This window comes from Arenimonas fontis, from assembly GCF_008386465.1.
GTDB lineage: Bacteria > Pseudomonadota > Gammaproteobacteria > Xanthomonadales > Xanthomonadaceae > Arenimonas > Arenimonas fontis.
In genome coordinates this window covers 110,589-133,026 of record NZ_VUOD01000005.1, presented here as the reverse complement: position 1 = coordinate 133,026, position 22,438 = coordinate 110,589, and the positions used below count along the sequence as shown (strand labels likewise).

The window sequence follows — 22,438 nt, the reverse complement described above, 5'->3', positions numbered from 1 at the left end:
CTCAGGTCATCCGCCGCAGGGTGTCGTCGCGGCGGATGAAGTGGTGGTACAGGGCGGCGGCCACGTGCAGGCCGATCAGCCAGTAGAAGATGGTTCCGATCAGCTTGTGGATGTCCTCGAGCTGGTGCGCCAGCGCCTCGTCGGGGGCCAGCAGGGCGGGGATGGCGGCCCGGGTGAAGGGGATCAGCAGCTGCTTGCCGTCCACCCAGGCCGTGGCCAGGCCGAGCAGGGGCTGCACCAGCAGCAGGACGTAGAGCGCAAGGTGGACGAGCTTGGCCGGGGTGGCCTGCCAGTGCGGCAGCGGCGGCTGTACCGGCGGCGCCGGCTGCCGGAAGGCCAGCAGCAGGCGCGGCAGCATCAGGGCGAAGATGGCCAGGCCGAGCCAGAAATGGCCCTGCACCATCGCCGCGCGTTCGGCGGTGCCGCGCTCGAAGATGCCGCGGAATTCGATCAGGACGAAGACCAGCATCATGGCGATGAAGATCAGCCAGTGCAGGCGGCGGCGGGCGGGGGAGTAGCGGGCTCGGCTCATGTCGTCGGGGTTCCGGTGCTGGTATCCATGCTGCGCTCCTGGAAGCCGGCGGTCTTGACGCCGCTCAAGGGGCGGCCGGGGGCGCGGGCGCAGGCGCTTGCGGTTAGCATTCGCGAATGGACAAGGCCAACCACCTCATCGCCAGCTGGAACGTCAACTCCCTCAACGTGCGCCTGCCGCACCTGGAGGAGTGGCTGAAGCTTCGAGCGCCCGACATCGTCGGCCTGCAGGAGACCAAGCTCGAGGATAGCCGGTTTCCCGACGACGCCCTGGCGGCCCTGGGCTACCGCAGCGTCTTCGCCGGCCAGAAGACCTACAACGGCGTTGCCATCCTCGCCCGCGAGTCGCCGGTGGAAGTGCAGGTCGGCATTCCCGGTTTCGCGGACGAGCAGAAGCGGGTGATCGCCGCCACCGTCGGCGACCTGCGCGTCGTCAACCTCTATGTGGTCAACGGCCAGGACGTCGGCACCGAGAAATACGAATACAAGCTGCGCTGGCTGGCGGCGGTGCGCGACTGGCTGGAAGCCGACCTGCAGCGTCATCCGCGCATGGTGGTGCTGGGCGACTTCAACATCGCGCCGGACGACCGCGACGTGCACGACCCGGCCGCCTGGCACGAGAAGATTCTCTGCTCCACGCCCGAACGCGAGGCGCTGCGGCGCCTGCTGGCCCTGGGCCTGCACGACAGTTTCCGCCTGCATCACCAGGACGGCGGCGTCTACAGCTGGTGGGATTACCGGGCGGCGGCCTTCCGCCGCAACCTCGGCCTGCGCATCGACCTCTGCCTGGTCAGTGAAGCGCTGCGCCCGCACTGCGTGGCCGCCGACATCGACCGCGAACCCCGCACCTGGGACCGCCCCTCCGATCACGCCCCCGCCCTGGTCACCCTTTCCGCATAGGGGTCAGATCAAAGGGTCAGATCAAAGGGTCAGATCAAAGGGTCAGATCAAAGGGTCAGATCAAAGGGTCAGATCAAAGGGTCAGATCAAAGGGTCAGAACAGGCAGCGGGCGAGAAAGCGCTCGGCCAGGCGGTAGCGGTGCAGGGCGTCGGTGCCGGTCAGGCCGTGCCGGGCGCCGGGGTAGGTCATCAGTTCGAAGGGTGTGCCGCGCTTCTGCAGGGCGGCCATCAGTTTGGTCGAGTTGTTGAACAGCACATTGTCGTCGGCCATGCCGTGCACAAGCAGCAGCGGCGCGCGCAGGCCGTCCAGGTGGCTGAACACCGAGGCCTGGCGGTAGCCCTCGGCATTGTCCGCCGGGTGGCCCATGTAGCGCTCGGTGTAATGGGTGTCGTACAGGGCCCAGTCGGTGACCGGCGCACCGGCCATGCCGCAGGCGTAGCGATCGCCTCCCTTGGCCAACAGCATCAGGCTCATGTAGCCGCCGTTGGACCAGCCGTGCACGGCGATGCGCGAAGCGTCCACCCAGGGTTGCCGGCGCAGGAAGTCCACGCCGGCGAACTGGTCTTCCACCTCCACCGTGCCCTGGCGCCGGTACAGGGCGCCGCCGAAGGCCTTGCCACGCCGCGGGGTGCCACGGTTGTCCAGCGAGAACACCACATAGCCGCGCTGGGCCAGGTACTGGTTGAACAGCGCATCGGCCCGGCCAGGCCAGGCGTCCAGCACGGTCTGCGCCGCCGGCCCGCCATACACGTACACCACCACCGGATACTTGTTCGCCGGATCGAAGCCGGCCGGCTTTATCAGGCTGTAGTGCAGCTGGCTGCCGTCGGCGGCGCGCAGGGTGCCGAACTCGGTCGGCCGGTGCGCGGCGCGGTAGGGCGCGTAGGGATGCTTCGGATCGGCCAGGTCGTTGCGGACCAGCGTGGCCAGCTTCGTGCCGTCGGCGCGCAGCAGTTCGGTCTGCGGCGGCGTCCGCGTGTTCGACCACAGGTCCACGAACACGGCAGCGTTGCCGCTGAAGCGGGCCTCGTGCACGCCTGGCGCCTGTGTCAGGCGGCGCGGCTCGCCGCCGGCCAGGGGCAGGGCGTAGACATGCTTCTCACGCGGCGAATCCAGGGTGCCGGCCACATAGGCCAGGCCCTCCGCCTCGTCCACCGCCAGCAGCTCGTCCACCACCCACTGGCCCGAGCTCAGTGCGCGCAGCGGCCGGCCGTCGGCGTCGTGCAGGTACAGGTGCTGGTAGCCGCTGCGTTCGGACAGCCAGAGGAAGCTGCCGTCGGCCAGGAAGCGCAGGCCGTCGTGCAGCGGCACCCAGGTCTCGCTGGTCTCGGTCAGCAGGATGCGCTGCTTGCCGCTGTCCAGGTCAGCCTCGACCAGGTCCAGCCGCTGTTGGTCGCGCGATTGCCGCTGGAAGGTGAGCCGGCGGGCGTCGCGCCATTGCACCCGCGCCAGGTAGATGTCGGTGTCGGCGCCCAGGAAAACCTCGGTCACCGGCGCCGGACCCATGTATTCCTGCAGCCGCAGCCGCCGTTCGCCGGTCTTGCCTTCGATCACGTGCTCGCGGGTCGGCACCGGCCGGCCCAGCCGGCGCAGGTCGGCCACGTGCAGACTCACCAGTACGTTCGGCTCGCCGGCGGCCGGGTAGCGCTGTTCCACCACCGTCACGTCTTCGGCGCCCATCTCGTAGCGGCGGCGCAGCGGCACCGGCGATTCGTCGATGCGGGCGAAGGCCACGGCCGAGTCGTCCGGGGCGAACCAGTAGCCGGTGTGCCGGCCCATTTCCTCGTCGGCGACGAACTCGGCCACGCCATTGCCGATGCTCTCGCCGCCGTCGTGGGTCAGGCGGATCTCGCTGCCGTCGGTCAGGTCCACCAGCCACAGATCGCGTGCCCGCACGAAGCCGACGAAACGCCCGCCGGGCGACAGCTTCGGATCGGTGGCGAAACCGTCCTCGCCGCGGGTCAGCTTGCGCACGCGCTCGCCGGCCGGCGCCTCCAGCCGGTACAGGTAGAGCTCGCCGCCCAGCGGGAACAGCAGTGCCTTGCCGTCCGGCGCCCACTGGTACTCGACGATGCCGCGGAAGGCGGCGATACGTTGGCGCTCGCGCCGCGCTTTCTCCTCGTCCGAGAGCTGCTCCGCGCCGGGCAGCACTTCGGCCGAATCCACCAGCAGCCGCGCCTCGCCGCTGGCGATGTCGTATTCCCACAGGTCCAGCTGGAAGCGGTCGTTGTCCTTGCCGCGCAGGAAGGTGACGCGGCTGCCGTCCGGCGCGATCGCCGGTTTCATCAGGCTGGGGCCGCTCAAGGGGTCGGGACCGGTGATGGCTTCCAGGGTCAGCCGTTCGGCATGGGCAGGCGCGGTCAGGGTCATGGCGGCGAGCAGGAGCAGGGTACGCATCGTTGCGGAACTCTCAGGCGAGGTAGCCGCCATCCACCGGCAGGCAGGCGCCGGTGAGATAGCTGGCGGCGGGCGAAGCCAGGAACAGCACGGCAGGGGCGATCTCGCCGGGCTGGGCCACGCGCGCCAGCGGGATCAGCTTCATCATCATGTCCATGATCTTCGGGTTCGTGGTCAGGGCCGAGGCGAACCTGGTGTCGGTCAGACCAGGCAGCACCGCGTTGACGCGGATGCCGTGCGGTGCCAGTTCCCTGGCGAAGCCAGCGGTCATGTTGACGATGCCGGCCTTGCTCATCGAATACACGAGCTGCCCCGGCGCAGGCCGTTCGGCGTTCACCGAGGCGACGTTCACCACCGCGCCACCACGCCCGCGCATGCGGCGCGCCGCCTGCACCGTGGTCCAGAAATAGCCGCGCAGGTTCACCTCGACGGTCTTTTCGTAGGCCTCCAGCGGCATGTCCAGGGCCGGGCCGAAGTAGGGATTGGCAGCGGCATTGTTGACCAGGATATCCACCTGCCGGCCGGCGGCATCCAGGCCTGCGAACACGGCCTCGATCGCGGCCGGATCGCCGGCGTGCATGGCGGCGGCCTCGGCCGAGCCGCCGTCGGCGCGGATGGCCGCCGCCACCGCCTCACAGGCCTCGACCTTGCGGCTGGTGCAGATGACATGGGCGCCATGCGCCGCCAGCAGGCGGGCGACGGCCTCGCCGATGCCGCGGCTGGCGCCGCTGACCAGGGCAGTGCGCCCGGCCAGGTCGAACAGGGAGTCGTTCACCGCTTTGGCTCCGATGATGGACCGCTTGTTATCCTCGGGAGCCTAGCACGCGGCCCGTGGCGGCCGGACCTGGAGGGCGGCAGGCGATGGGCAGGCGGCGGGTACTGATCACCGGAGCGGGCAGCGGCCTGGGCCAGGCGCTGGCGCACCGCTATGCCGGCACCGGCGCCCGTGTGGCCTGCGTGGACCTGGATGCCACCCGGGTCGAGCTCACCCGCGCCGCCCTGCCCGGCGACGGCCATCTCGCCATCGTCGCCAACGTCGGCAGCGACGACTCCATGGAGCAGGTGCACGAGCGCATCGCCGGGGAATGGGGCGGCCTCGACGTGCTGATGAACAACGCCGGCATCGCCACCGGCGGCACCCTGGTCGAGAGCACGCCGCAGGAATGGCAGGAGGTGCTGCAGATCAACCTGATGGGCGTGGTGCGCGGCTGCCGGCTGTTCCTGCCGGCGATGATCGCCGCCGGCGCAGGGCAGGTGGTCAACACCGCCAGTTTCGCCGGTCTGGCCGGCGCCCCCGGGCTGATGAGCTACGGCGTGTCCAAGGCGGCGGTGGTGGCGCTGAGCGAACAGCTGCGCGCCGAGCTGGAAGGCAGCGGCGTGCGCGTCAGCGTGCTGTGTCCGGCCTTCTTCCGCAGCAACCTGCTGGAGAGCTGGCGCGGCGCCGCCCGCCTCAGGCCGGTCGCCGAGGCGATGATGCGCAAGGCCGGCGACAGCCTGGAGCAGGTGGCCGACCGCGCCTTCGCCGCGATCGAGCGTGGCGATTTCCTGGTGTTCCCGACCCGCAAGGAGCCTCTGCGCTGGCGGCTGAAGCGCTGGTTCCCCGAGTACTACCATCGGCGGCTGTGCAAGACGGCCAAGGCCCTGCGACAGGAGTCCTGACATGCAATGGATGCTATACGGCGCCAACGGATACACCGGCCGGCTGATCCTGCGCGAGGCGGTGGCGCGCGGTCTGCGGCCGGTGCTGGCGGGACGCAACGCCGAGGCGCTGGCGGAACTGGGCCGTGAACACGGCCTGCCGGTGCGCGCCTTTCCGCTGGACGACCCGGCCCTGGTTCGCAGCGCCCTGGACGGCGTCGGCCTGGTGTTGCACTGTGCCGGGCCGTTCTCCGCCACCGCGGCGCCCATGCTCGAAGGCTGTCTGGCCACCGGCGCGCATTACCTGGACATCACCGGCGAGATAGACGTCTTCGCCCACTGCCATGCCCAGCACCTGCGCGCCCGCGAGGCCGGCATCGTGGTGCTGCCCGGCACCGGCTTCGACGTGGTGCCCACCGACTGCGTCGCCGCCCGGCTCAAGCGCGAGCTGCCGACGGCCAGTTCCCTGGTGCTGGCCTTCGAGGCCGGCGGCGGTCCCAGCCGCGGCACGGCGCTGACCAGCATCGAGGGCCTGGGCAAGGGCGGCCGGGTGCGCGTCGGCGGCGAACTGTGCAAGGTGCCGCTGGCCTGGAAGACGCGCAGCTTCGAGCGCGAAGGAGAGCAGCGCTTCGCCATGACCATTCCCTGGGGCGATGTGTTCACCGCCTTCGTCAGCACCGGCATCCCCGACGTCGAGGTCTACATGGCGGTGCCACCGGCCACCGCCGCCCGGCTGCGGCGGATACGCTGGCTGGCGCCGCTGCTGGGCCTGGGTCCGGTCCAGGCCTGGCTGAAGGGGCGGGTACGCCGGCGGGTGCGAGGTCCTTCGCAGGAGCGCCGGGCCACTGCCGGCGCCACGGTCTGGGGCGAGGCCCGCGACCCGTCCGGGCGCGAGGCCCGCTGCCGCCTGCGCACGCCCAACGGCTACGAGCTGACGGCGACCGCGTCGCTGGGCATCGTCCAGCGCCTGCTCGGCGGCGAACGGCCGGCGGGAGGCTACTACACGCCTTCGCAGCTGATGGGCGCCGACTACGTGCTGTCACTGCCGGGCGTGCGCCTGGACTAGCCGCCGCCGGCGCTTGGCAAGACCCGGCCGACGCCCCTACCCTTGCCCGGCCCGGCCTTCGCCACTCCCGCATCCGGACCCACGGAGACTCCTCATGCGCAAGCCCCTGCTCGTCATCGGCGTCCTGCTGCTGCTGGCCGGCGGCGCGATCGTCTCCGGCCTTTTCAAGTTCCAGACCAGCGAGAAGGTGGCCGACCTGGGCCCGATCGAAATCAACAAGACCGAAACGAAGACCGCCCCCCTGAACCTCGGCTGGGCCCTGCTGGGCGCCGGCGCCGTGGCCGTGGTGGTGGGCCTGGCCTCGAAGAAATAGGCACACGGAATCCCGCATGTCCCAGACCGTTCCCGCCGGCGGCAAGCCCAAGCTCGGCCCGCTGCCCAACCTGATCTTCGCCTCCCGCTGGTTGCAGCTGCCGCTGTACCTGGGCCTGATCGTGGCCCAGTGCGTGTACGTGTTCCTGTTCCTCAAGGAACTGACCCACCTGGTGATGGACGCGAACACGCTGACCGAGCAGGGCATCATGCTACTGGTGCTGGGCCTGATCGATGTGGTGATGATCTCCAACCTGCTGGTGATGGTAATCGTCGGCGGCTACGAGACCTTCGTTTCGCGCCTGAACCTGCAGGGCCATCCCGACCAGCCGGAGTGGCTCAGTCACGTCAACGCCTCGGTGCTGAAGGTGAAGCTGGCGATGGCCATCATCGGCATTTCCTCGATCCATCTGCTCAAGACCTTCATCGAGGCCGGTGTCCTTGGCGGCATGCCGTTGTGCGGTACCGAGGCCGGCCTGGCGGCGATGCAGGCGATGACCGACCTCGCCGCCAAGTCCAAGGGCTGCACCACGGTGACCGAAGCGGGCGTGATGTGGCAGACCATCATCCACATGGCCTTCATCGTGTCGGCGATCGGCATCGCCTGGACCGACAAGCTGATGTCGCAGTCGGTGGCGCTGGCCAAGAAGCACTGAGCCGCCGTGGCGCCGCTACAATGGCGGCATGGATGTTTCCCACCTGCTCGACGGTCTGAACCCGGCCCAGCGCGAGGCCGTGTCGGCGCCGCCGGGCCACCTGCTGGTGCTGGCCGGCGCCGGTTCCGGCAAGACCCGCGTGCTCACGCACCGCATCGGCTGGCTGAACGAAGTCGAGGGCGTGCCGGCGCACGGCATCCTCGCCGTCACCTTCACCAACAAGGCCGCCGCCGAGATGCGCGGGCGGGTGGAGGCGCTGCTGCGGCACGGCAGCCGTGGCATGTGGATCGGTACCTTCCACGGCCTGGCGCATCGGCTGTTGCGCCTGCACTGGCAGGAAGCCGCGCTGCCCGAGAGTTTCCAGGTGCTGGACGCCGACGACCAGCTGCGTCTGCTCAGGCGCGTGGCCGCCGACCTGGGTCTGGACGAGGGCCGCTTCCCACCGCGGCAGATCGCCTGGTGGATCAATGCCCAGAAGGACGAGGGGCGGCGGCCGCAGAACATCCAGCCGGCCGGCGGCGATGTCTTCGGCCAGGCCATGTTGCGCGCCTACGGCGAATACCAGGTCCGTTGCGACCGCGCCGGACTGGTGGACTTCGCCGAGCTGCTGCTGCGCGCGCACGAGCTGTGGCTAGGGCGGCCGGAATTGCTGGCGCACTACCGGCACCGCTTTACCCGCATCCTGGTGGACGAGTTCCAGGACACCAATGCCATCCAGTATGCCTTCGTGCGCCTGCTGGCCGGCGACAGCGGCCAGGTGTTCGTGGTCGGCGACGACGACCAGGCCATCTACGGCTGGCGCGGCGCCAGGGTCGAGAACGTGCAGCGCTTCCTCGAGGACTACCCCGGCGCGCGCACCCTGCGGCTGGAGCAGAACTACCGCAGCACCGGCAACATCCTCGCCGCGGCCAACGCCATCATCGCCCACAATCCCGGCCGGCTCGGCAAGAAGCTGTGGACAGAAGCGGGAGAGGGTGATCCGATCGAACTCTACGCCGCCTACAACGAGGTGGACGAGGCCCGCTTCGTGGTCGAGCGCATCCGCCAAGCCATCGCCGAAGGCGCCGATGCCGGCGATCATGCCGTGCTCTACCGCTCCAACGCCCAGTCGCGGGCGATCGAAGAGCAGCTGGTCCAGGCCGGCCTGCCCTACCGGGTCTACGGCGGCCTGCGCTTCTTCGAGCGCATGGAAGTGAAGGACGCGCTGGCCTACCTGCGCCTGCTGGCCAACCGCGACGATGACGCCGCTTTCGAGCGGGCGGTGAACACTCCGGCCCGCGGCATCGGCGGCAAGACCCTGGACGAGGTGCGCCGGCAGGCGCGCGAGGCCGGGACGTCGCTGTGGCGGGCGGCGACGGCGCTGGCGGAAGGCAGCCGCCTGGCCGGACGGGCCCGCAATGCCCTGCGCGGCTTTCTCGCGCTGGTGGATGGGCTGCAGGCCGATTCGCAGGACCTGGAGCTGCATGAGGCCTTCGATCACGTGATCGCCGCCTCCGGCCTGCGCGAGCACTACGCCAGCGCCTCGCGCGGCGAGCTGGACTCGCGGGTGGACAACCTCGACGAGCTGGTCTCCGTCGCCAGCCGTTTCGAACGCGCCCAGGACGATGAGGAGACGGCCGGTATGAGCGACCTGGTCGCCTTCCTCGGCTACGCCGCCCTGGAGGCCGGCGAGGGCCAGGCCGAGGCCGGCGAGGACGGCGTGCAGCTGATGACCCTGCACAGCGCCAAGGGCCTGGAATTCCCCACTGTCTTCCTGGTCGGCATGGAAGAAGGCCTGTTCCCCGGCAGCCGTTCGCTGGAGGAAAGCGGGCGGCTGGAGGAGGAGCGGCGGCTGGCCTACGTCGGTCTGACCCGCGCCCGCAGGCGGCTGGTGCTGTGTTACGCCGAATCGCGCCGCCTGCACGGCATGGAGATGCCGGGCGCGCCGTCGCGCTTCCTGCGCGAGATTCCCCATGCCCTGCTGCGGGAAGTGCGGCCGCGGGTGCAGGTCAGCCGTCCGGCCTCGCTGGGCATGGTCCGCGCCGCGGCGCTCGACAGCGGCGCCGGCCCGGCCCTGCACCTGGGCCAGCGGGTGCGGCATCCGACCTTCGGCCTTGGCGTGGTGATGGACGCCGAAGGCGCCGGCGCCCATGCGCGGGTGCAGGTGAACTTCGAGGAAGGCGGGGCCAAGTGGCTGGTCCTGGGCTATGCCAGGCTGGAGCCGGCCTGATCCTGAGGGGTCATCCTGCCAGGTCGGGAGGCGGCTGATATATTCGCCGCCTGTTTTCCGGGGGGAGAGCCCGAATGAAACGACGTGAATTGCTGCGCGGTGCCGGCCTGGCCGCGGTAGCCACCGGCCTGGCGGCCTGCGCGCCGCGGCCGGAGGGCGGGGCCGGGCCGGCAGTCTCCGGCGAGATCCGCCACTGGAAGATGGTGACCTCCTGGCCGACCAATTTCCCCGGCCTGGGCACCGGCGCCGCCCGCCTGGCCGAGATGATCACCGCCGCCAGCGGCGGTCGGCTGAACGTGAAGGTGTACGGCGCCGCCGAGCTTGTGCCGGCTTTCGAGGTCTTCGATGCGGTCAGCCGCGGCACCGCCGAGATGGGCCACGCCGCCAGCTACTACTGGAAGGGCAAGGCGGCCGCCGCGCCGTTCTTCTGTGCCGTCCCCTTCGGTCTCAATGCCCAGGAAATGAACGGCTGGCTGTACGAGGGCGGCGGTCTCGAACTGTGGCGCGAGCTGTACGCACCCTTTGGCCTGGTGCCGTTCCCGGCCGGCAATACCGGCGTGCAGATGGCCGGCTGGTTCCGCAAGCCGATCCACCGTCTGGCCGATCTCAAGGGCCTGAAGATGCGCATCCCTGGCCTGGGCGGTGAGGTCATGGCCCGGGTCGGCGCGACGCCGGTGAACCTGCCGGGCGCCGAGATCTTCAGCTCGCTGCAATCCGGCGCGATCGACGCGGCCGAGTGGGTAGGCCCCTACAACGACCTGGCCTTCGGCCTGCACCGCGCCGCCAAGTACTGCTACTACCCCGGCTGGCAGGAACCCGGCCCGACCCTGGAATGCATGATCAACCAGGCTGCCTGGGAGTCCCTGCCGCAGGACCTGAAGGACATCGTGGACGCCTGCTGCCGCGCGGTGAACGACTCCATGCTGGCCGAGTACACCGCCCGCAACCAGCAGGCCCTGGACGCGCTGGTGCGCGAGCACGGCGTCGAGCTGCGGCAGCTGCCCGACGACGTGATGGCGGCGCTGCGCCGCGCCTCGCAGGAGGTGCTGGAGGAGGCCGCGGCAGCCGACCCGATGGCCCGGCGCGTGCTCGATTCCATGCGCGCCTTCGAGGCCCGGGCCAAGGCTTGGCACGCGGTCTCGGAAGTGGCCTACTACGCCACCCGCGACTGAGCCGGCGCCCGCCGGCGGCCCCATCGCCGACGCGGGTGCCGGCCCGGCCGTCGCCTCAGGCGCCGGCGCCGGGGTCCAGGTAGGCGTCCGGCCGATAACGTTCCATGTAGCGCTCCGGCCGGGCCAGGCTGGTGAAGCCGTACCGCCCGTACAGACCGTGGGCATCGGCGGTGGCCAGCAGGAAGCGGCGCAGCGACTGCAGCTCCGCGTGCGCCAGCACCGCCGCCATCAGCACCTTGGACACGCCTTGTCCGCGCGCCTCGGGCAGCACGAACACGTCGGCCAGCCAGGCGAAGGTGGCCTTGTCGGTCACGACCCGGGCGAAGCCGACCTGGCGGCGGCCACGCAGGGCGCTGAAGCAGAGCGAATTCGCCAGCGCCCGCGCCACCACCGGCCGCGGGATGCCCGGGCTCCAGTAGGAGTGCCGGCTGAGATAGCCGTGCACCACGTCCAGATCCACGTCGGCGGGGTCGGTGCTGATCCGCAGCTCATCCATACAGCCACTCCGGCAGGGCGGTGGCCAGGCCGGGGAAGGCCGCCACCAGGCCCAGCATGAGAAGTTGCAGCAGGATGAAAGGGAGCACGCCGCGGTAGATCTTGGCGGTGGCAAGCGTCTGCGGCGCCACTCCGCGCAGGTAGAACAGGGCAAAACCGAAGGGCGGTGTCAGGAACGAGGTCTGCAGGTTGATCGCCATCATCACGCCCAGCCAGACCGGATCCACGCCCATGGCCAGCAGCACCGGCGCGACGATCGGAACCACCACGAAGGTGATCTCGATGAAATCGAGCACGAAGCCGAGCACGAACATCAGCAGCATCACCACCAGCACCGCCGCGAACAGGCCGCCGGGCAGCGAGGTCAGGGCCCCATGCACCAGCTCGTCGCCGCCGTAGCCGCGGAACACCAGCGCGAACAGCGCCGCGCCGATCAGGATGGCGAATACCATCGCGGCCACCTTCGCCGTTTCCAGCGCGACTTCCGCCAGGCGTTTGCGGTCCAGCCGCCGATACAGGGCCGCGAACGCGGTGGCGCCAACCGCGCCGACGGCGGCCGCTTCGGTGGCGGTGGCCAGGCCGGCCAGGATCGAGCCCAGCACCAGCACGATCAGGCTGAGCGCCGGCAGGATGGCCTTCAGCAACTGGCCGCGCGTGCGCGGGATCGCCTCGCGCAGGGCCGGCGCCCGCTCCGGCTGTCGCCAGGCCACCCACAGCGCGTACAGCAGGTACAGGCCCACCAAGCCCAGGCCGGGCACCAGGGCGCCGGCGAACAGGTCGCCCACCGACACCGTCTCGGGGGCGAACAGGCCCTGTTTCAGCTGCGTCTGCTGGTAGGCGTTGCCCAGCTGGTCGCCGAGCAGCACCAGCACGATCGAGGGCGGGATCACCTGGCCCAGGGTGCCGGAGGCGCAGATGGCGCCGCTGGCCAGGCGCGGGCAATAGCTGTGCCGCAGCATGGTCGGCAGGGAGATAAGCCCCATGGCCACCACGGTGGCGCCGACGATGCCGGTGGAGGCCGCCAGCAGGGCGCCGACCAGCAGCACCGCCACCACCAGGCCGCCGCGCCGGCGTCCGAACAGGGCCGCCACCGCTTCCAGCAACTCCTCGGCGATGCGCGAACGCTCCAGCATCACGCCCATGAACACGAACAGCGGCACCGCGACCAGGGTTTCATTGGTCATCACCCCGAACACGCGGTTTGGAAAGGCCTCCAGAAAGCTCGGATCGAACAGCCCGAGCGCGGTGCCGGCGCCGGCCGCCAGCAGGGCCGTTCCGCCCAGCACGAAGGCGACCGGGAAGCCGCTGGCCAGGCCGGCGAACAGGCCCAGCAACAGCAACACCAGCATCAGCAGCTGCGTGTCGGCCAGGCTCATGTGCCGGGACTCTCTCCGGCAAATGCGCGACGGGCGGCGTCGGCGGCGCGGGCCAGGCCCTGCAGGGCCAGCAGGCCGGCGGAAAGCGGGATCAGGGCCTTGAGCAGATACCAGGCCGGCAGCCCGCCCGGATCGCGCGAGCCCTCGCGCGCCGCCCAGCTGGCCGCCACGTAGTCGCTGCTGATCCAGATCGCGAACACGCACATGGGCAGCAGCAGCAGGACGATGCCGGCCAGCTCCGCCCGCGCCCTGGCGCGTGGACTCCAGCGGGCGGAAAACACGTCCACCCGCACATGCCGGTCATGCCGGTAGGCGAAGCCCAGGCCCAGCAGGAAGATCGCCGCGTGCAGCCAGAGCACGGCTTCCTGGGCAGCCACCGAACCCAGGCCGAAGCCGTAGCGGGCCAGCACCAAGCCGAACACCAGCAGGACCAGCAGCGCGGCCGCCGCCGCCGCCGCGCGGCCGGCGCATTCGCTGATGGCGGCGATGACGCGCAGCGGAAGCGCGCTCCGGCTCAGTCCCACTCGTAGATCGTCCAGTACACCGGACTGACCCGCGGGCCGCGTTCGTCACGGTTGAGCTTGCCGTTGCCGTCGGTGTCGTACAGGTAGTAGGCCGGGCCGCGCCTGGGCGTGATCTTGACCATGTACAGCCGGCCACCGATCCGGTACTCCTCCACCACGTCGCCGTTTTCGCCGGTGCGGATGCTGACCGTCGGCGGCTCATCGGTCTCGGGCGGCGCCTGCACCTTGTCGGGAATGGGCGCCTCCTCGCGCGCGGGCGCTCGAGCGTCCTGGGCGGCAAGGGCCAGCAACAGGGGCAACAGGGGCGGGGCCATGACGGTTCTCCGGCGCGGGACGGTCAGCATGGCAAATGGCCAAGGCATGCTCAAGGGCGATCGCGGCCACGGCGTAGAATCGGCGGTCCGACGCCACGGATGCCCGCCATGTCCCGCCTCGTCCTGATCGACGGCTCTTCCTACCTCTACCGGGCCTTCCACGCCCTGCCGCCGCTGACCGGCCCGGACGGCAGCCCGACCGGCGCCCTGTTCGGCGTGGTCAACATGCTGCGGGCCACGCTCAAGGAGCAGCCCGACTATGCCGCCTTCGTGGTGGACGCTTCCGGCCCGACCTTCCGCGACGAGATGTACCCGGCCTACAAGGCCAACCGGCCGCCGATGCCGGACGATCTGCGCGCGCAGATCGAACCGATGCTGGCCATCGTCCAGGCCCTGGGCATCCCGCTGCTGCGGGTGCCGGGCGTGGAGGCCGACGACGTCATCGGCACCCTGGCCCTGCAGGCCAGGAGCAAGGGCATTCCGGTGCTGATCTCCACCGGCGACAAGGATTTCGCCCAGCTGGTCCGGCCCGGCATCACTTTGGTCAACACCATGACCGGCACCGTGATGGACGAAGCCGGCGTGCAGGAGAAGTTCGGCGTCCGCCCCGACCAGGTGGTGGACCTGCTGGCGCTGATGGGCGACACCGTGGACAACGTGCCCGGTGTGGACAAGTGCGGGCCCAAGACCGCCGCCAAGTGGCTGGCCGAGTACGGCAGCCTGGAAGGGGTGATGGCTGCCGCCGGCGACATCAAGGGCAAGATCGGCGAGAACCTGCGCGCCGCCCTCGACCGGCTGCCGCTGAACAAGCGGCTGGTCACCATCAAGACCGACGTCGAACTGGAGCAGGGACCGGAGGATCTCAGGCCGCGGCCGCGCGACGTCGCGGCCCTGCGCGAGCTGTACCGGCGCTACGGCTTCAACGCCGCGCTCAGGGACCTGGAAGCCGGCAATGGCGAGGGCAGCGGTCGGCGAACGCCGCCGGGTCCGTCCGCCCTGGCAGGCGAAACAGCAGAAGCGCCGGCTGAAGGTCTGGCCGCGCCGGGCGCTTACGAGTGCATCACCGACCGGAAGGCGCTGGAGGCCTGGCTCGAGCGCCTGCGCGATGCGCCGCTGATCGCCATGGACACCGAAACCGACTCCCTGGATCCGATGCGCGCCCGCCTGGTCGGCCTGAGTTTCGCGGTGGAACCCGGCGAAGCCTGTTATGTCCCGGTCGGTCACGACTATCCTGGCGTGCCGGCGCAGCTGGACCGGGAATGGGTGCTGGAGGCGCTGCGACCCGTGCTGGAGGATCCGGACCGGCCCAAGCTGGGTCAGCACGGCAAGTACGACCTGCACGTGCTGCGCCGGCACGGCGTGCAGGTGCGCGGGTATGCCGAGGACTCCATGCTCGAGAGCTTCGTCTGGAATGCCGGTGGCCAGCGCCACGACATGGACACGCTGGCGCAGAAGTACCTTGGCTACCAGACCGTCAAGTACGAGCAGGTCGCCGGCAAGGGCGCCAAACAGATCCCGTTCTCGGCGGTGTCGCTGGAGGACGCCGCCCGCTACGCCGCCGAGGACGCCGACATCACCCTGCGCCTGCATCGGGTGCTGTCGGAAAAGCTGGCCGGCGAGCCGAGGCTGATGTCGGTGTATCGCGACATCGAGATGCCGCTGGTGCCGGTGCTGGCGCGCATGGAGGCCAAGGGTGTGCTGGTGGACGCCGAAGAGCTGCGCCGGCAGAGCGAGGATCTCGGCCGGCGCATGCTGGCCGCGCAGCAGCGGGCCCACGAGATCGCCGGCCGCGCCTTCAACCTGGACTCGCCCCGTCAGCTGGGCGCCCTGTTGTTCGACGAACTCAAGCTGCCGGCCCTGGTGAAGACGCCCACAGGCGCGCCCTCCACCAACGAAGAGGCGCTGGAAGCCATTGCCGACCAGCACGAACTGCCGCGCCTGGTGCTGGAGTACCGGGGCCTGGCAAAGCTGCGCAACACCTATACCGACAAGCTGCCGGAGATGGTCAACCCGGACACCGGCCGCGTGCACACCAGCTACCACCAGGCCGGCGCCGCCACCGGCCGGCTCAGCTCCAACGATCCGAACCTGCAGAACATCCCGATCCGCACCGAGGACGGCCGCCGCATCCGCACCGCTTTCATCGCGCCGCCGGGCCGGAAGATGGTGGCCTGCGACTACTCGCAGATCGAGCTGCGCATCATGGCCCACCTGTCCGGCGACGAAGGCCTGCTGCGCGCCTTCGAGAGCGGCCAGGACATTCATCGTGCCACCGCCGCCGAGGTCTTCGGCCTGCCGCTGGAAGAGGTAAGCGCCGACCAGCGCCGCGCCGCCAAGGCGATCAACTTCGGCCTGATGTACGGCATGGGCGCCTGGGGCCTGGCCCGGCAGCTGGGCATCGGCCGCGGCGAGGCCCAGGACTACATCGCCCTGTACTTCTCCCGCTACCCGGGCGTGCGCGATTACATGGATCGCGTGCGCCAGCAGGCCCGTGAGCTCGGCTACGTCGAAACGGTGTTCGGCCGGCGCCTGCAACTGCAGGAAATCCATTCCCGCAACGCCGCCCAGCGCGCCGGCGCCGAGCGTGCGGCGATCAATGCGCCGATGCAGGGCACCGCCGCCGACATCATCAAGCGGGCGATGGTGTCGGTGGATGCCTGGTTGCAGCAGCACGGCGACCGGGCCGACATGCTGCTGCAGGTGCACGACGAGCTGGTGTTCGAGGCCGATGCCGATTTCGTGGATACGCTGTTGGCGGAGGTGCGCCGGCGCATGGCCGGGGCTGCCGAACTCAGAGTGCCGCTGGTGGTGGACGTGGGCGTGGGCGCCAACTGGGACGAGGCGCACTGAGGCCGACACGCGGGAGCGGCGCCAGGCCGGTCGGATTGGTGCCGATTCCGGTACACACCGTGCCGCCATCGGCACGAGTTCCGTGACGGATTTCGCCTTCTGTGCCAATGGCTTGCACGACGGTGAACACGTCCTGAATCGAATGATTCCTTAACTGCCGCGTTCACGAACTTCTCATCTCCGCGAGGGTCTACTAAGCGCGTCGGATGCAATGTCCGGCGCCGGATCACTCCCTCCCCTGAGTGGATCCACCGGAGCCAGGTTCTCCCCAACCTGCGTCTCCAACCCCTGACCCCGCGGGCTTCCCCTGGCCCGCGGGGTTTTTATTTGGCAGTTCCCAACCTTTCCTGGCCGGGGCTGGCTCGCGGACGGTGAGCCTGCACGAGGAACCCGCGCGCCACCTGCGGTCGGACGATGGCCCCGAGTTCGTTAGCCGCGCCGTCCTCGACTGGCTGCAAGATGCCGGCATCGAGACGGCCCGTATCGAACCCGGCAAGCGCCGGAAGTTCAGCGTCTTCGTCTCGTCCGGAACGTCAGCAAGCCCGCCGAGCCGCGCGAACCGGCGCATCACCGGCGTGTCGTACAAGGCTCCTTCCATGGCCGGATCGCTCAAGGTGTACCACCGCTGCAGGCAGTGGATGCGCAGCATCGTCGCGCAGTCAGGGCGATTCGTTCTGAGCTTCCCTGGATCGCCCCGCTACCGGAAGCGGAGGTCTTCGGCCGGCAAAAACCGATCATCTCGTCTCGCGCAGCAGGTCGGCATCCGGGCTCTTCCGAGGAATCGCCGGCAGGACTACCATCTTTCCGGTCGCCGGTAGCTCCTTGTGTAAGGGGTTGAGCCTCAGGGCCCAGGCCTGAACCCGTTGCCACCGATGACGCTCACACCTTGCACCCCATGCGGGGAGGCTGACCGATGAACCGGGGCAACAGCTTCTTTCCCTACGCAGCTTCAGCGCTGTGCGGATTGATCGTCTACGTGGTCATCACCGTCGCGACCGGAAAGAATGAAGCGTGGGACGACGGTATCTATTATTCAGCCGGCATTCCTTTCATGAGCGCCGTGGCCTTCGTTCTCGGCTATTTGTTTCCTGCCAAGCCCTGGCGGTGGGCGGCGAGCATGGCTGGCGGCCAAGCGATCGGCGCCCTAATGTTCGGCAGCTCGCTGAGCTTGCTGCCGCTCGCCATGATCTTCATGGCGATCGTCTCGCTTCCGCAGCTCCTCGCTGCGTTCATCGGCTCCAAGCTCGCGCCGAAGAAGGTTTCGTGATGATGACTTTCCTCAAGTTCATCCTCGGCGTGGGACTGCTCGTTTACGCCTACCGAGCCTACGTCACGGGCGAAGTTCGGGCAGGAAGGAGTGGCCTAAGGCTTTACACGCCGACACGCAAAGACAATCCGATCGCTTTTCATTTCTTCGTCTGCCTCTATCTGTTCTGTGGCTTTGCTTTGTTGATTTGGGGCGTGCTCGTGCTTGCCGGTGTTGCGGAGCCGATGCGGCTGAATTGAGGTTCTTCACCCGCGTCAGGGAAATACCGCGCGGATTTTCAGGAAATGGCGGGCGTCGTCGCAGTAGCCGCAGGCCATCCGCAGGCGCGGCGGCACCAGTTCCACCGCAGGCCCGAACAGCGGCAAGTCCGATCCGGTCCACTCGGATGGGAGAGAACCTTGGCCGCCTGCTGGCGCAATCCGCTCAGCCGAGCTCGGCCAGCCAGTCGCGTGGACGCAGGTAGCCGGCCAGGCGGGCTTCGGCGCTGCCCGGCTCGGGCTGCCAGCCGTATTCGAAACGCACGCGCGGCGGCAGGCTCATCAGGATGGACTCGGTGCGGCCGCCGCTCTGCAGGCCGAACAGCGTGCCGCGGTCCCAGACCAGGTTGAACTCGACGTAGCGGCCGCGCCGGTACAGCTGGAACTCGCGCTCGCGCTCGCCGAAGGGCAGGGCCTTGCGCCGCTCGACGATCGGCAGGTAGGCGTCGAGAAAACCGTGGCCGACCGCCCGCGTGTAGGCGAAGCAGCGCTCGAAGCCGTCGGCGTGCAGGTCGTCGTAGAACAGGCCGCCGATGCCGCGCGCCTCGTTGCGGTGCTTGAGGAAGAAGTAGCGGTCGCACCAGGCCTTGTGTTCGCGGTAGCGGTCCGGTCCGAACGGCGCGCACAGATCGCGCGCCACCCGGTGCCAGTGCAGCACGTCCTCGTCGAAGGGATAAAACGGCGTCAGGTCGAAGCCCCCGCCGAACCACCACAGCGGCGGGCGGCCCTCCGGCCGGGCCTCGAAAAAGCGGACGTTGGCGTGCGAGGTCGGCACGTAAGGGTTGCGCGGATGGATCACCAGGGACACGCCTGCGGCCCGCCAGGGGGCGCCGGCCAGCTCTGGCCGGTGGGCGGTGGCCGAAGGGGGCAGGGTGGCGCCGGCCACATCGGAAAAGTTCACTCCGGCCTGCTCGAACACCGCGCCCTCCTTCAGTACCCGGGTACGGCCGCCGCCGCCCTCCGGCCGGGTCCAATCCTCCTGCAGGAAGCGGCCGTCGCCGTCGGCGCTTTCGAGGGCGGCGCAGAGGCGGTCTTGCAACTCGCGCAGGAAGGCATGGACGGCGGCGAAATCGCTCATGGCGGACCCCGGTGCGGAACAGTCGCCATGATAGCCGCCGGGCCGGCCGCTATAATCCGCGCGCCCATGAGTCCGCCACCCCTCCCGCCGCGCCTGCGCGTGCTCACCGAACCGCAGGCCGGCGCGCCGCCGCTGATCGCCTTCCGTTTCCGCGACCGGGCGGACTCGCTGCTGGACGTCGCCTGCCCGCTGCTGGCCGGGCCCGGAACCGAGACCTGGGACGTCGGCGACGACGACCACTATCGCCTGGTGACGATCGAACAGCAGGAATCCGGCGGAGACATCGAAGCGGCCGCGGATGCGGCCTACCGCCGTCTGCTGGCCGCGGTGCGGCCGTCGCCGCATCCCTACCTGCTGCGAATCTGGAACTACTTCGCCGCCATCAACGAGGGAGAGGGCGACCGGGAACGTTACCGTCGCTTCTGCGTCGGCCGGGCCCGGGCGGTGGACGGCATGTTCAACGACCCGCCGCCGGCCGCCACCGCCATCGGCGCCGACGCCGTGCCGGGCCGCTTGCAACTGCTGGCGCTGTGCTCGAAAGCCCCGGCCATCGCTCTGGAGAATCCGCGCCAGACCCCGGCCTGGCGGTACCCGCGGGAGCACGGCCCGGTGCCGCCCGGCTTCTCCCGCGGAGCGGTGCTGGACGCCGACACCGTGCAGCCGCGCCTTCTGGCCTCCGGCACGGCCAGCATCGTCGGCCACCTTTCCCGGCACGCCGGCGACTTCGCCGCCCAGCTGCGCGAGAGCCTGGAAAACCTGGCCGCCCTGCTGGCCGAGGGCGAGCGTCACACCGGCCGCCGGTTCGGCCTGCCGGACTGCGAGGCCCTGCGCGTCTACCTTCGCCACCCGCGCGACCTGGCTACCGCCCAGGCCGTCATGGCCGCCAGCGGCATACCCGCCGCCCGCATCGCCTACCTGCGCGGCGACGTCTGCCGCCGCGAACTCGACGTCGAACTGGAGGGTGTGTTCGCTGCGTCCTGAAGGAAGGGGCTCATCCGCGCAGATCCGCAGCGAAGAACACTCACTTCAAGCTGCGCTCGAACAGTTCGAAGATGCGTCGGTACTGGTCGTACCAGCTTTCCGGGTGCTGATAGGCGTGGCGTTCCAGCGGGTAGCTGGCCAGTTCCCAGTCGTGCTTCCTCAGCTCGATCAGGCGCTGGGCCAGTCGGACCGAATCCTGGTAGAAGACGTTGTCGTCGATCATGCCGTGGCTGATCAGCAGGCGGCCCCGCAGGTTCTCCACGTACTCGATCGGGGAACTGCGCCGATAGGCTTCCGGGTCAAGCTCCGGGGTGTTGAGGATGTTCGAGGTGTATTCGTGGTTGTAGCTGGTCCAGTCGGTGACCGGCCGCAACGCGGCGCCGGCCTTGAATACCTCCGGCGCACGGAACAGCGCCATGAAGGTCATGAAGCCGCCGTAGCTGCCGCCATAGATGCCGACCCGGTCCGGATCGCCCTGGTGCTCTGCCACCAGGTACTTCACGCCGTCCAGATAGTCCTCCAGTTCCGGATGGCCCATGCGCCGGTAAATGGCGGTGCGCCAGTCGCGGCCGTAGCCCTCGGAGGCGCGGTAGTCCATGTCCAGGACGATGTAGCCGTTCTCGACCAGCAGCTGGTGGAACATCTGCTCGCGGAAATAGACCGGCCAGCGCGCATGCACGTTCTGCAGGTAGCCGGCGCCATGCACGAACATCACCACCGGGTACTTTCGGCCCGGCTCCAGGGTCTCGGGCCGGTACAGCTTGGCCCAGATCGTGCCGGCGCCGTGGCCGGACGGCACCCGCACGAAGCGGGGCGCCAGCCATTGCCGGGCCCGGTAGTCGGCGCTGCGGGTGTCGGTCAGCTTCACCGCTTCGCCGCCGGTCACCGCCTGCACCGCCAGCTGCGGCGGTACGTGTGGAGCCGACCAGCGCAGCAGCAGCCGGCTGCCGTCGGGCGAAAGCTCGAAGCTCTCGACGCCGTCCAGGGCGGTGACTTCGCGCACCTCGCCACCGGTGCTGGGCACGGCGCAGACTTCGTAGTCACCGGGCCATTCGCGGTTGCAGAGGAAATAGGCGGTGCCGCCGTCCGGCGACCACTGCGGCGACGAGGCCTCCCAGCGGCCGCCGGTGATGCGCTGGGCCGGCCGGCCCGGCACCACGGTGTACAGGTGCGACCAGCCGCTTTCCTCCGACAGCAACCAAAGCGTGCGGCCGCCGGGCAGCCAGCCGAAATCGTTGAAGTTCCAGTTGATCCAGGCCGGGTCGGTCAGGCGATGCGCCGGCTGCAGGCGGGCGGCCTGGAAGTCCACGGTGGCGATCCAGCGGTCCTTGTTGTCCACGGCCCGCGCCATCAGCGCCACCTGGCCACTTTCGGCCGACCAGCGGAAACCCTCGATGCGCACGGTGCGCTCGCCTTCCAGCGGCTTGAGTCCGGCTTTGCGGCGCAGCTCGGCCAGGGGGTCGCGGTCGATGCCGGGCAGGGCCGACAGCGGCAGCTCGCGCACCGAGCCGTCCTGCAGGTCCACCAGCTTCAGGGCCTGGCCCAGCGGCGGATTGCGGCCGACCCGGGTGCGCACGTCTTCCGCTTCCTCGTAGCCCGACTCGGTGACGTATTTGGGCATCTTGCCGGCGCGACCCTTGTCGGCGCCCTTGGGCTCGGTCACCACGATCAGCCAGCGGCCGTCCGGCGATACCGTGGTGGCGGCGATTTCGACTCCTTCACCCAGGTAGACCGGCGCGGTGGCACGGGTCGGATCGGCCTTGCGGTCGGCCTCGGATTTTTCGCGCTGGGCCTCGCGGAAGGCCTTCTCGCGGGCCAGGGTGCTGCTCAGGCGAAGCTGGTGCTCGCGCAGGGCATCCGGTTCGGGCGGCGCGCCGGGGTCCTTGCCGCTGCGGGGCAGGGCGACCGGTTCGACCAGGCGGGTGGCCGGCGACCAGCGGAACCAGTCGTGACCCACCCGCCACAGCACCGAGCGGCCGTCGGCGCCGAAACGCGGTTCGGCCTCGGCCTCGGCGCTGCGGCTGAGTTGTACCAGCGGGCCGCCGAGCTGCCGCAGGAACACGTCGCCGTTGCGGACGAACACCGCATGCCGGCGCGACGGGTCGTATTGCGGGGCCGGGCCGTCCACGTCGGCCAGGGCGGCGCCCTCCAGCTTCACCGCTTCGCCGCCGGCCGCCGGCACCGTCCACAGTTCGCGTATCGGCGCGCCCTCGCGCTTGAGGGTGTAGTAGGCGCGCTGCCCGTCCAGCGACCACCAGGCCGCTTCCACCGGCGGACCGATCCAGTCGGGGTGGGCCATGGCGCGGTCCAGTGTCAGCGGCTCCTGGGCCAGGGCGGGCAGGCTGGCGGCTGCCAGCAGGTTCAGGGCCAGGTGGCGGACGAAGGAACGGGGGCGTTGCGGCATGTCGGCTCCG

20 protein-coding genes and 1 pseudogene are annotated in these 22,438 nt (G+C 69.8%); 11 read left to right on the top strand and 10 right to left on the bottom strand.

Features of this window, described 5'->3' with window-relative positions:
• Position 1: 1 nt before the first annotated feature.
• Positions 2-532 (bottom strand): cytochrome b, encoded by a 531-nt coding sequence (locus tag F0415_RS08250; protein WP_149860737.1) that lies wholly within the window; start codon positions 530-532, stop codon positions 2-4.
• Between the two features lie 116 nt (positions 533-648).
• Here F0415_RS08250 and xth point away from each other — a divergent pair, with 116 nt between their 5' ends.
• A complete protein-coding gene (gene xth / locus F0415_RS08245) occupies positions 649-1,431 on the top strand; it encodes an exodeoxyribonuclease III (RefSeq protein WP_149860736.1) in 783 nt (260 codons plus the stop codon).
• 94 nt (positions 1,432-1,525) lie between these two features.
• Here xth and F0415_RS08240 read toward each other — a convergent pair whose 3' ends face one another.
• The gene (locus F0415_RS08240) at positions 1,526-3,829 is read right to left on the bottom strand and encodes a S9 family peptidase (protein WP_149860735.1); all 2,304 of its coding nucleotides are present in this window, start codon (positions 3,827-3,829) and stop codon (positions 1,526-1,528) included.
• Between the two features lie 13 nt (positions 3,830-3,842).
• The gene (locus F0415_RS08235) at positions 3,843-4,604 is read right to left on the bottom strand and encodes a glucose 1-dehydrogenase (RefSeq protein WP_149860734.1); all 762 of its coding nucleotides are present in this window, start codon (positions 4,602-4,604) and stop codon (positions 3,843-3,845) included.
• 86 nt (positions 4,605-4,690) lie between these two features.
• Here F0415_RS08235 and F0415_RS08230 point away from each other — a divergent pair, with 86 nt between their 5' ends.
• The 6 genes from F0415_RS08230 to F0415_RS08205 all read left to right on the top strand — a co-directional run bounded on the left by F0415_RS08230 (position 4,691) and on the right by F0415_RS08205 (position 10,882).
• Entirely contained in the window at positions 4,691-5,488 is a 798-nt protein-coding gene (locus F0415_RS08230) for an SDR family NAD(P)-dependent oxidoreductase (protein WP_149860733.1), read from the top strand.
• 1 nt (position 5,489) lies between these two features.
• Entirely contained in the window at positions 5,490-6,533 is a 1,044-nt protein-coding gene (locus tag F0415_RS08225) for a saccharopine dehydrogenase family protein (protein ID WP_149860732.1), read from the top strand.
• Between the two features lie 94 nt (positions 6,534-6,627).
• Positions 6,628-6,846 (top strand): DUF3185 domain-containing protein, encoded by a 219-nt coding sequence (locus tag F0415_RS08220; protein ID WP_149860731.1) that lies wholly within the window; start codon positions 6,628-6,630, stop codon positions 6,844-6,846.
• 16 nt (positions 6,847-6,862) lie between these two features.
• The gene (locus tag F0415_RS08215) at positions 6,863-7,501 is read left to right on the top strand and encodes a TIGR00645 family protein (RefSeq protein ID WP_149860730.1); all 639 of its coding nucleotides are present in this window, start codon (positions 6,863-6,865) and stop codon (positions 7,499-7,501) included.
• A 28-nt stretch (positions 7,502-7,529) separates the two neighbouring features.
• Complete coding sequence (gene uvrD / locus F0415_RS08210; RefSeq protein WP_149860729.1) at positions 7,530-9,710, top strand: DNA helicase II; 2,181 nt, start codon at positions 7,530-7,532, stop codon at positions 9,708-9,710.
• Between the two features lie 74 nt (positions 9,711-9,784).
• Positions 9,785-10,882: a TRAP transporter substrate-binding protein gene (locus F0415_RS08205; RefSeq protein WP_149860728.1), complete on the top strand. Its 1,098-nt coding sequence runs from the start codon at positions 9,785-9,787 to the stop codon at positions 10,880-10,882.
• A 55-nt stretch (positions 10,883-10,937) separates the two neighbouring features.
• Here F0415_RS08205 and F0415_RS08200 read toward each other — a convergent pair whose 3' ends face one another.
• From F0415_RS08200 to F0415_RS08185, 4 genes are read right to left on the bottom strand one after another with little or no spacing between them, the layout of a single operon-like run.
• Positions 10,938-11,378 (bottom strand): GNAT family N-acetyltransferase, encoded by a 441-nt coding sequence (locus tag F0415_RS08200; protein ID WP_149860727.1) that lies wholly within the window; start codon positions 11,376-11,378, stop codon positions 10,938-10,940.
• Positions 11,371-12,753 carry a TRAP transporter large permease gene (locus F0415_RS08195; RefSeq protein WP_149860726.1) on the bottom strand — a complete coding sequence of 461 codons (1,383 nt, stop codon included), beginning with the start codon at positions 12,751-12,753 and terminating at the stop codon, positions 11,371-11,373. The genes F0415_RS08200 and F0415_RS08195 overlap by 8 nt, the downstream gene beginning before the upstream one ends.
• A complete protein-coding gene (locus tag F0415_RS08190; protein ID WP_210244173.1) occupies positions 12,750-13,277 on the bottom strand; it encodes a TRAP transporter small permease subunit in 528 nt (175 codons plus the stop codon). Before F0415_RS08190 ends, F0415_RS08195 begins: the two co-directional genes overlap by 4 nt.
• On the bottom strand, positions 13,268-13,591 hold the full coding sequence (locus tag F0415_RS08185) for a DUF2782 domain-containing protein (protein ID WP_149860725.1): 324 nt from the start codon (positions 13,589-13,591) through the stop codon (positions 13,268-13,270). The genes F0415_RS08190 and F0415_RS08185 overlap by 10 nt, the downstream gene beginning before the upstream one ends.
• Before the next feature lie 108 nt (positions 13,592-13,699).
• Here F0415_RS08185 and polA point away from each other — a divergent pair, with 108 nt between their 5' ends.
• Positions 13,700-16,441, top strand: coding sequence for a DNA polymerase I (gene polA, locus F0415_RS08180; protein ID WP_149860724.1), 2,742 nt, complete (start codon positions 13,700-13,702; stop codon positions 16,439-16,441).
• 493 nt (positions 16,442-16,934) lie between these two features.
• On the opposite strand, the pseudogene F0415_RS08175 reads toward polA, so the two are convergent.
• Positions 16,935-17,096: pseudogene (locus F0415_RS08175) on the bottom strand (transposase); the annotation flags it as partial.
• 258 nt (positions 17,097-17,354) lie between these two features.
• Here F0415_RS08175 and F0415_RS08170 point away from each other — a divergent pair.
• Both F0415_RS08170 and F0415_RS08165 read left to right on the top strand, forming a co-directional pair.
• Positions 17,355-17,708: a hypothetical protein gene (locus F0415_RS08170; RefSeq protein WP_149860723.1), complete on the top strand. Its 354-nt coding sequence runs from the start codon at positions 17,355-17,357 to the stop codon at positions 17,706-17,708.
• A 2-nt stretch (positions 17,709-17,710) separates the two neighbouring features.
• Entirely contained in the window at positions 17,711-17,947 is a 237-nt protein-coding gene (locus tag F0415_RS08165; protein ID WP_149860722.1) for a hypothetical protein, read from the top strand.
• Positions 17,948-18,131: 184 nt separating this feature from the next.
• Here the strand turns inward: F0415_RS08165 and hemF are convergent, their stop codons facing one another.
• The gene (gene hemF, locus F0415_RS08160; protein ID WP_149860721.1) at positions 18,132-19,043 is read right to left on the bottom strand and encodes an oxygen-dependent coproporphyrinogen oxidase; all 912 of its coding nucleotides are present in this window, start codon (positions 19,041-19,043) and stop codon (positions 18,132-18,134) included.
• A gap of 66 nt (positions 19,044-19,109) precedes the next feature.
• Between hemF and F0415_RS08155 the strand changes: the two genes are divergently transcribed.
• Positions 19,110-20,024: a chorismate transformation FkbO/Hyg5 family protein gene (locus F0415_RS08155; protein ID WP_149860720.1), complete on the top strand. Its 915-nt coding sequence runs from the start codon at positions 19,110-19,112 to the stop codon at positions 20,022-20,024.
• A 40-nt stretch (positions 20,025-20,064) separates the two neighbouring features.
• On the opposite strand, the gene F0415_RS08150 is transcribed toward F0415_RS08155, so the two are convergent.
• Positions 20,065-22,428, bottom strand: coding sequence for an alpha/beta hydrolase family protein (locus tag F0415_RS08150; protein WP_149860719.1), 2,364 nt, complete (start codon positions 22,426-22,428; stop codon positions 20,065-20,067).
• Positions 22,429-22,438 lie beyond the last annotated feature (10 nt).

Coding starts and splice junctions, on each gene's coding strand:
- F0415_RS08155 (WP_149860720.1), top strand. CDS start 19,110: ATGAGTCCGCCACCCCTCCCGCCGCGCCTGCGCGTGCTCACCGAACCG.
- F0415_RS08230 (WP_149860733.1), top strand. CDS start 4,691: ATGGGCAGGCGGCGGGTACTGATCACCGGAGCGGGCAGCGGCCTGGGC.
- polA (WP_149860724.1), top strand. CDS start 13,700: ATGTCCCGCCTCGTCCTGATCGACGGCTCTTCCTACCTCTACCGGGCC.
- xth (WP_149860736.1), top strand. CDS start 649: ATGGACAAGGCCAACCACCTCATCGCCAGCTGGAACGTCAACTCCCTC.
- hemF (WP_149860721.1), bottom strand. CDS start 19,043: ATGAGCGATTTCGCCGCCGTCCATGCCTTCCTGCGCGAGTTGCAAGAC.
- F0415_RS08170 (WP_149860723.1), top strand. CDS start 17,355: ATGAACCGGGGCAACAGCTTCTTTCCCTACGCAGCTTCAGCGCTGTGC.
- F0415_RS08165 (WP_149860722.1), top strand. CDS start 17,711: ATGACTTTCCTCAAGTTCATCCTCGGCGTGGGACTGCTCGTTTACGCC.
- F0415_RS08225 (WP_149860732.1), top strand. CDS start 5,490: ATGCAATGGATGCTATACGGCGCCAACGGATACACCGGCCGGCTGATC.
- F0415_RS08195 (WP_149860726.1), bottom strand. CDS start 12,753: ATGAGCCTGGCCGACACGCAGCTGCTGATGCTGGTGTTGCTGTTGCTG.
- F0415_RS08250 (WP_149860737.1), bottom strand. CDS start 532: ATGAGCCGAGCCCGCTACTCCCCCGCCCGCCGCCGCCTGCACTGGCTG.
- F0415_RS08220 (WP_149860731.1), top strand. CDS start 6,628: ATGCGCAAGCCCCTGCTCGTCATCGGCGTCCTGCTGCTGCTGGCCGGC.
- F0415_RS08240 (WP_149860735.1), bottom strand. CDS start 3,829: ATGCGTACCCTGCTCCTGCTCGCCGCCATGACCCTGACCGCGCCTGCC.
- F0415_RS08200 (WP_149860727.1), bottom strand. CDS start 11,378: ATGGATGAGCTGCGGATCAGCACCGACCCCGCCGACGTGGATCTGGAC.
- uvrD (WP_149860729.1), top strand. CDS start 7,530: ATGGATGTTTCCCACCTGCTCGACGGTCTGAACCCGGCCCAGCGCGAG.
- F0415_RS08185 (WP_149860725.1), bottom strand. CDS start 13,591: ATGGCCCCGCCCCTGTTGCCCCTGTTGCTGGCCCTTGCCGCCCAGGAC.
- F0415_RS08150 (WP_149860719.1), bottom strand. CDS start 22,428: ATGCCGCAACGCCCCCGTTCCTTCGTCCGCCACCTGGCCCTGAACCTG.
- F0415_RS08205 (WP_149860728.1), top strand. CDS start 9,785: ATGAAACGACGTGAATTGCTGCGCGGTGCCGGCCTGGCCGCGGTAGCC.
- F0415_RS08215 (WP_149860730.1), top strand. CDS start 6,863: ATGTCCCAGACCGTTCCCGCCGGCGGCAAGCCCAAGCTCGGCCCGCTG.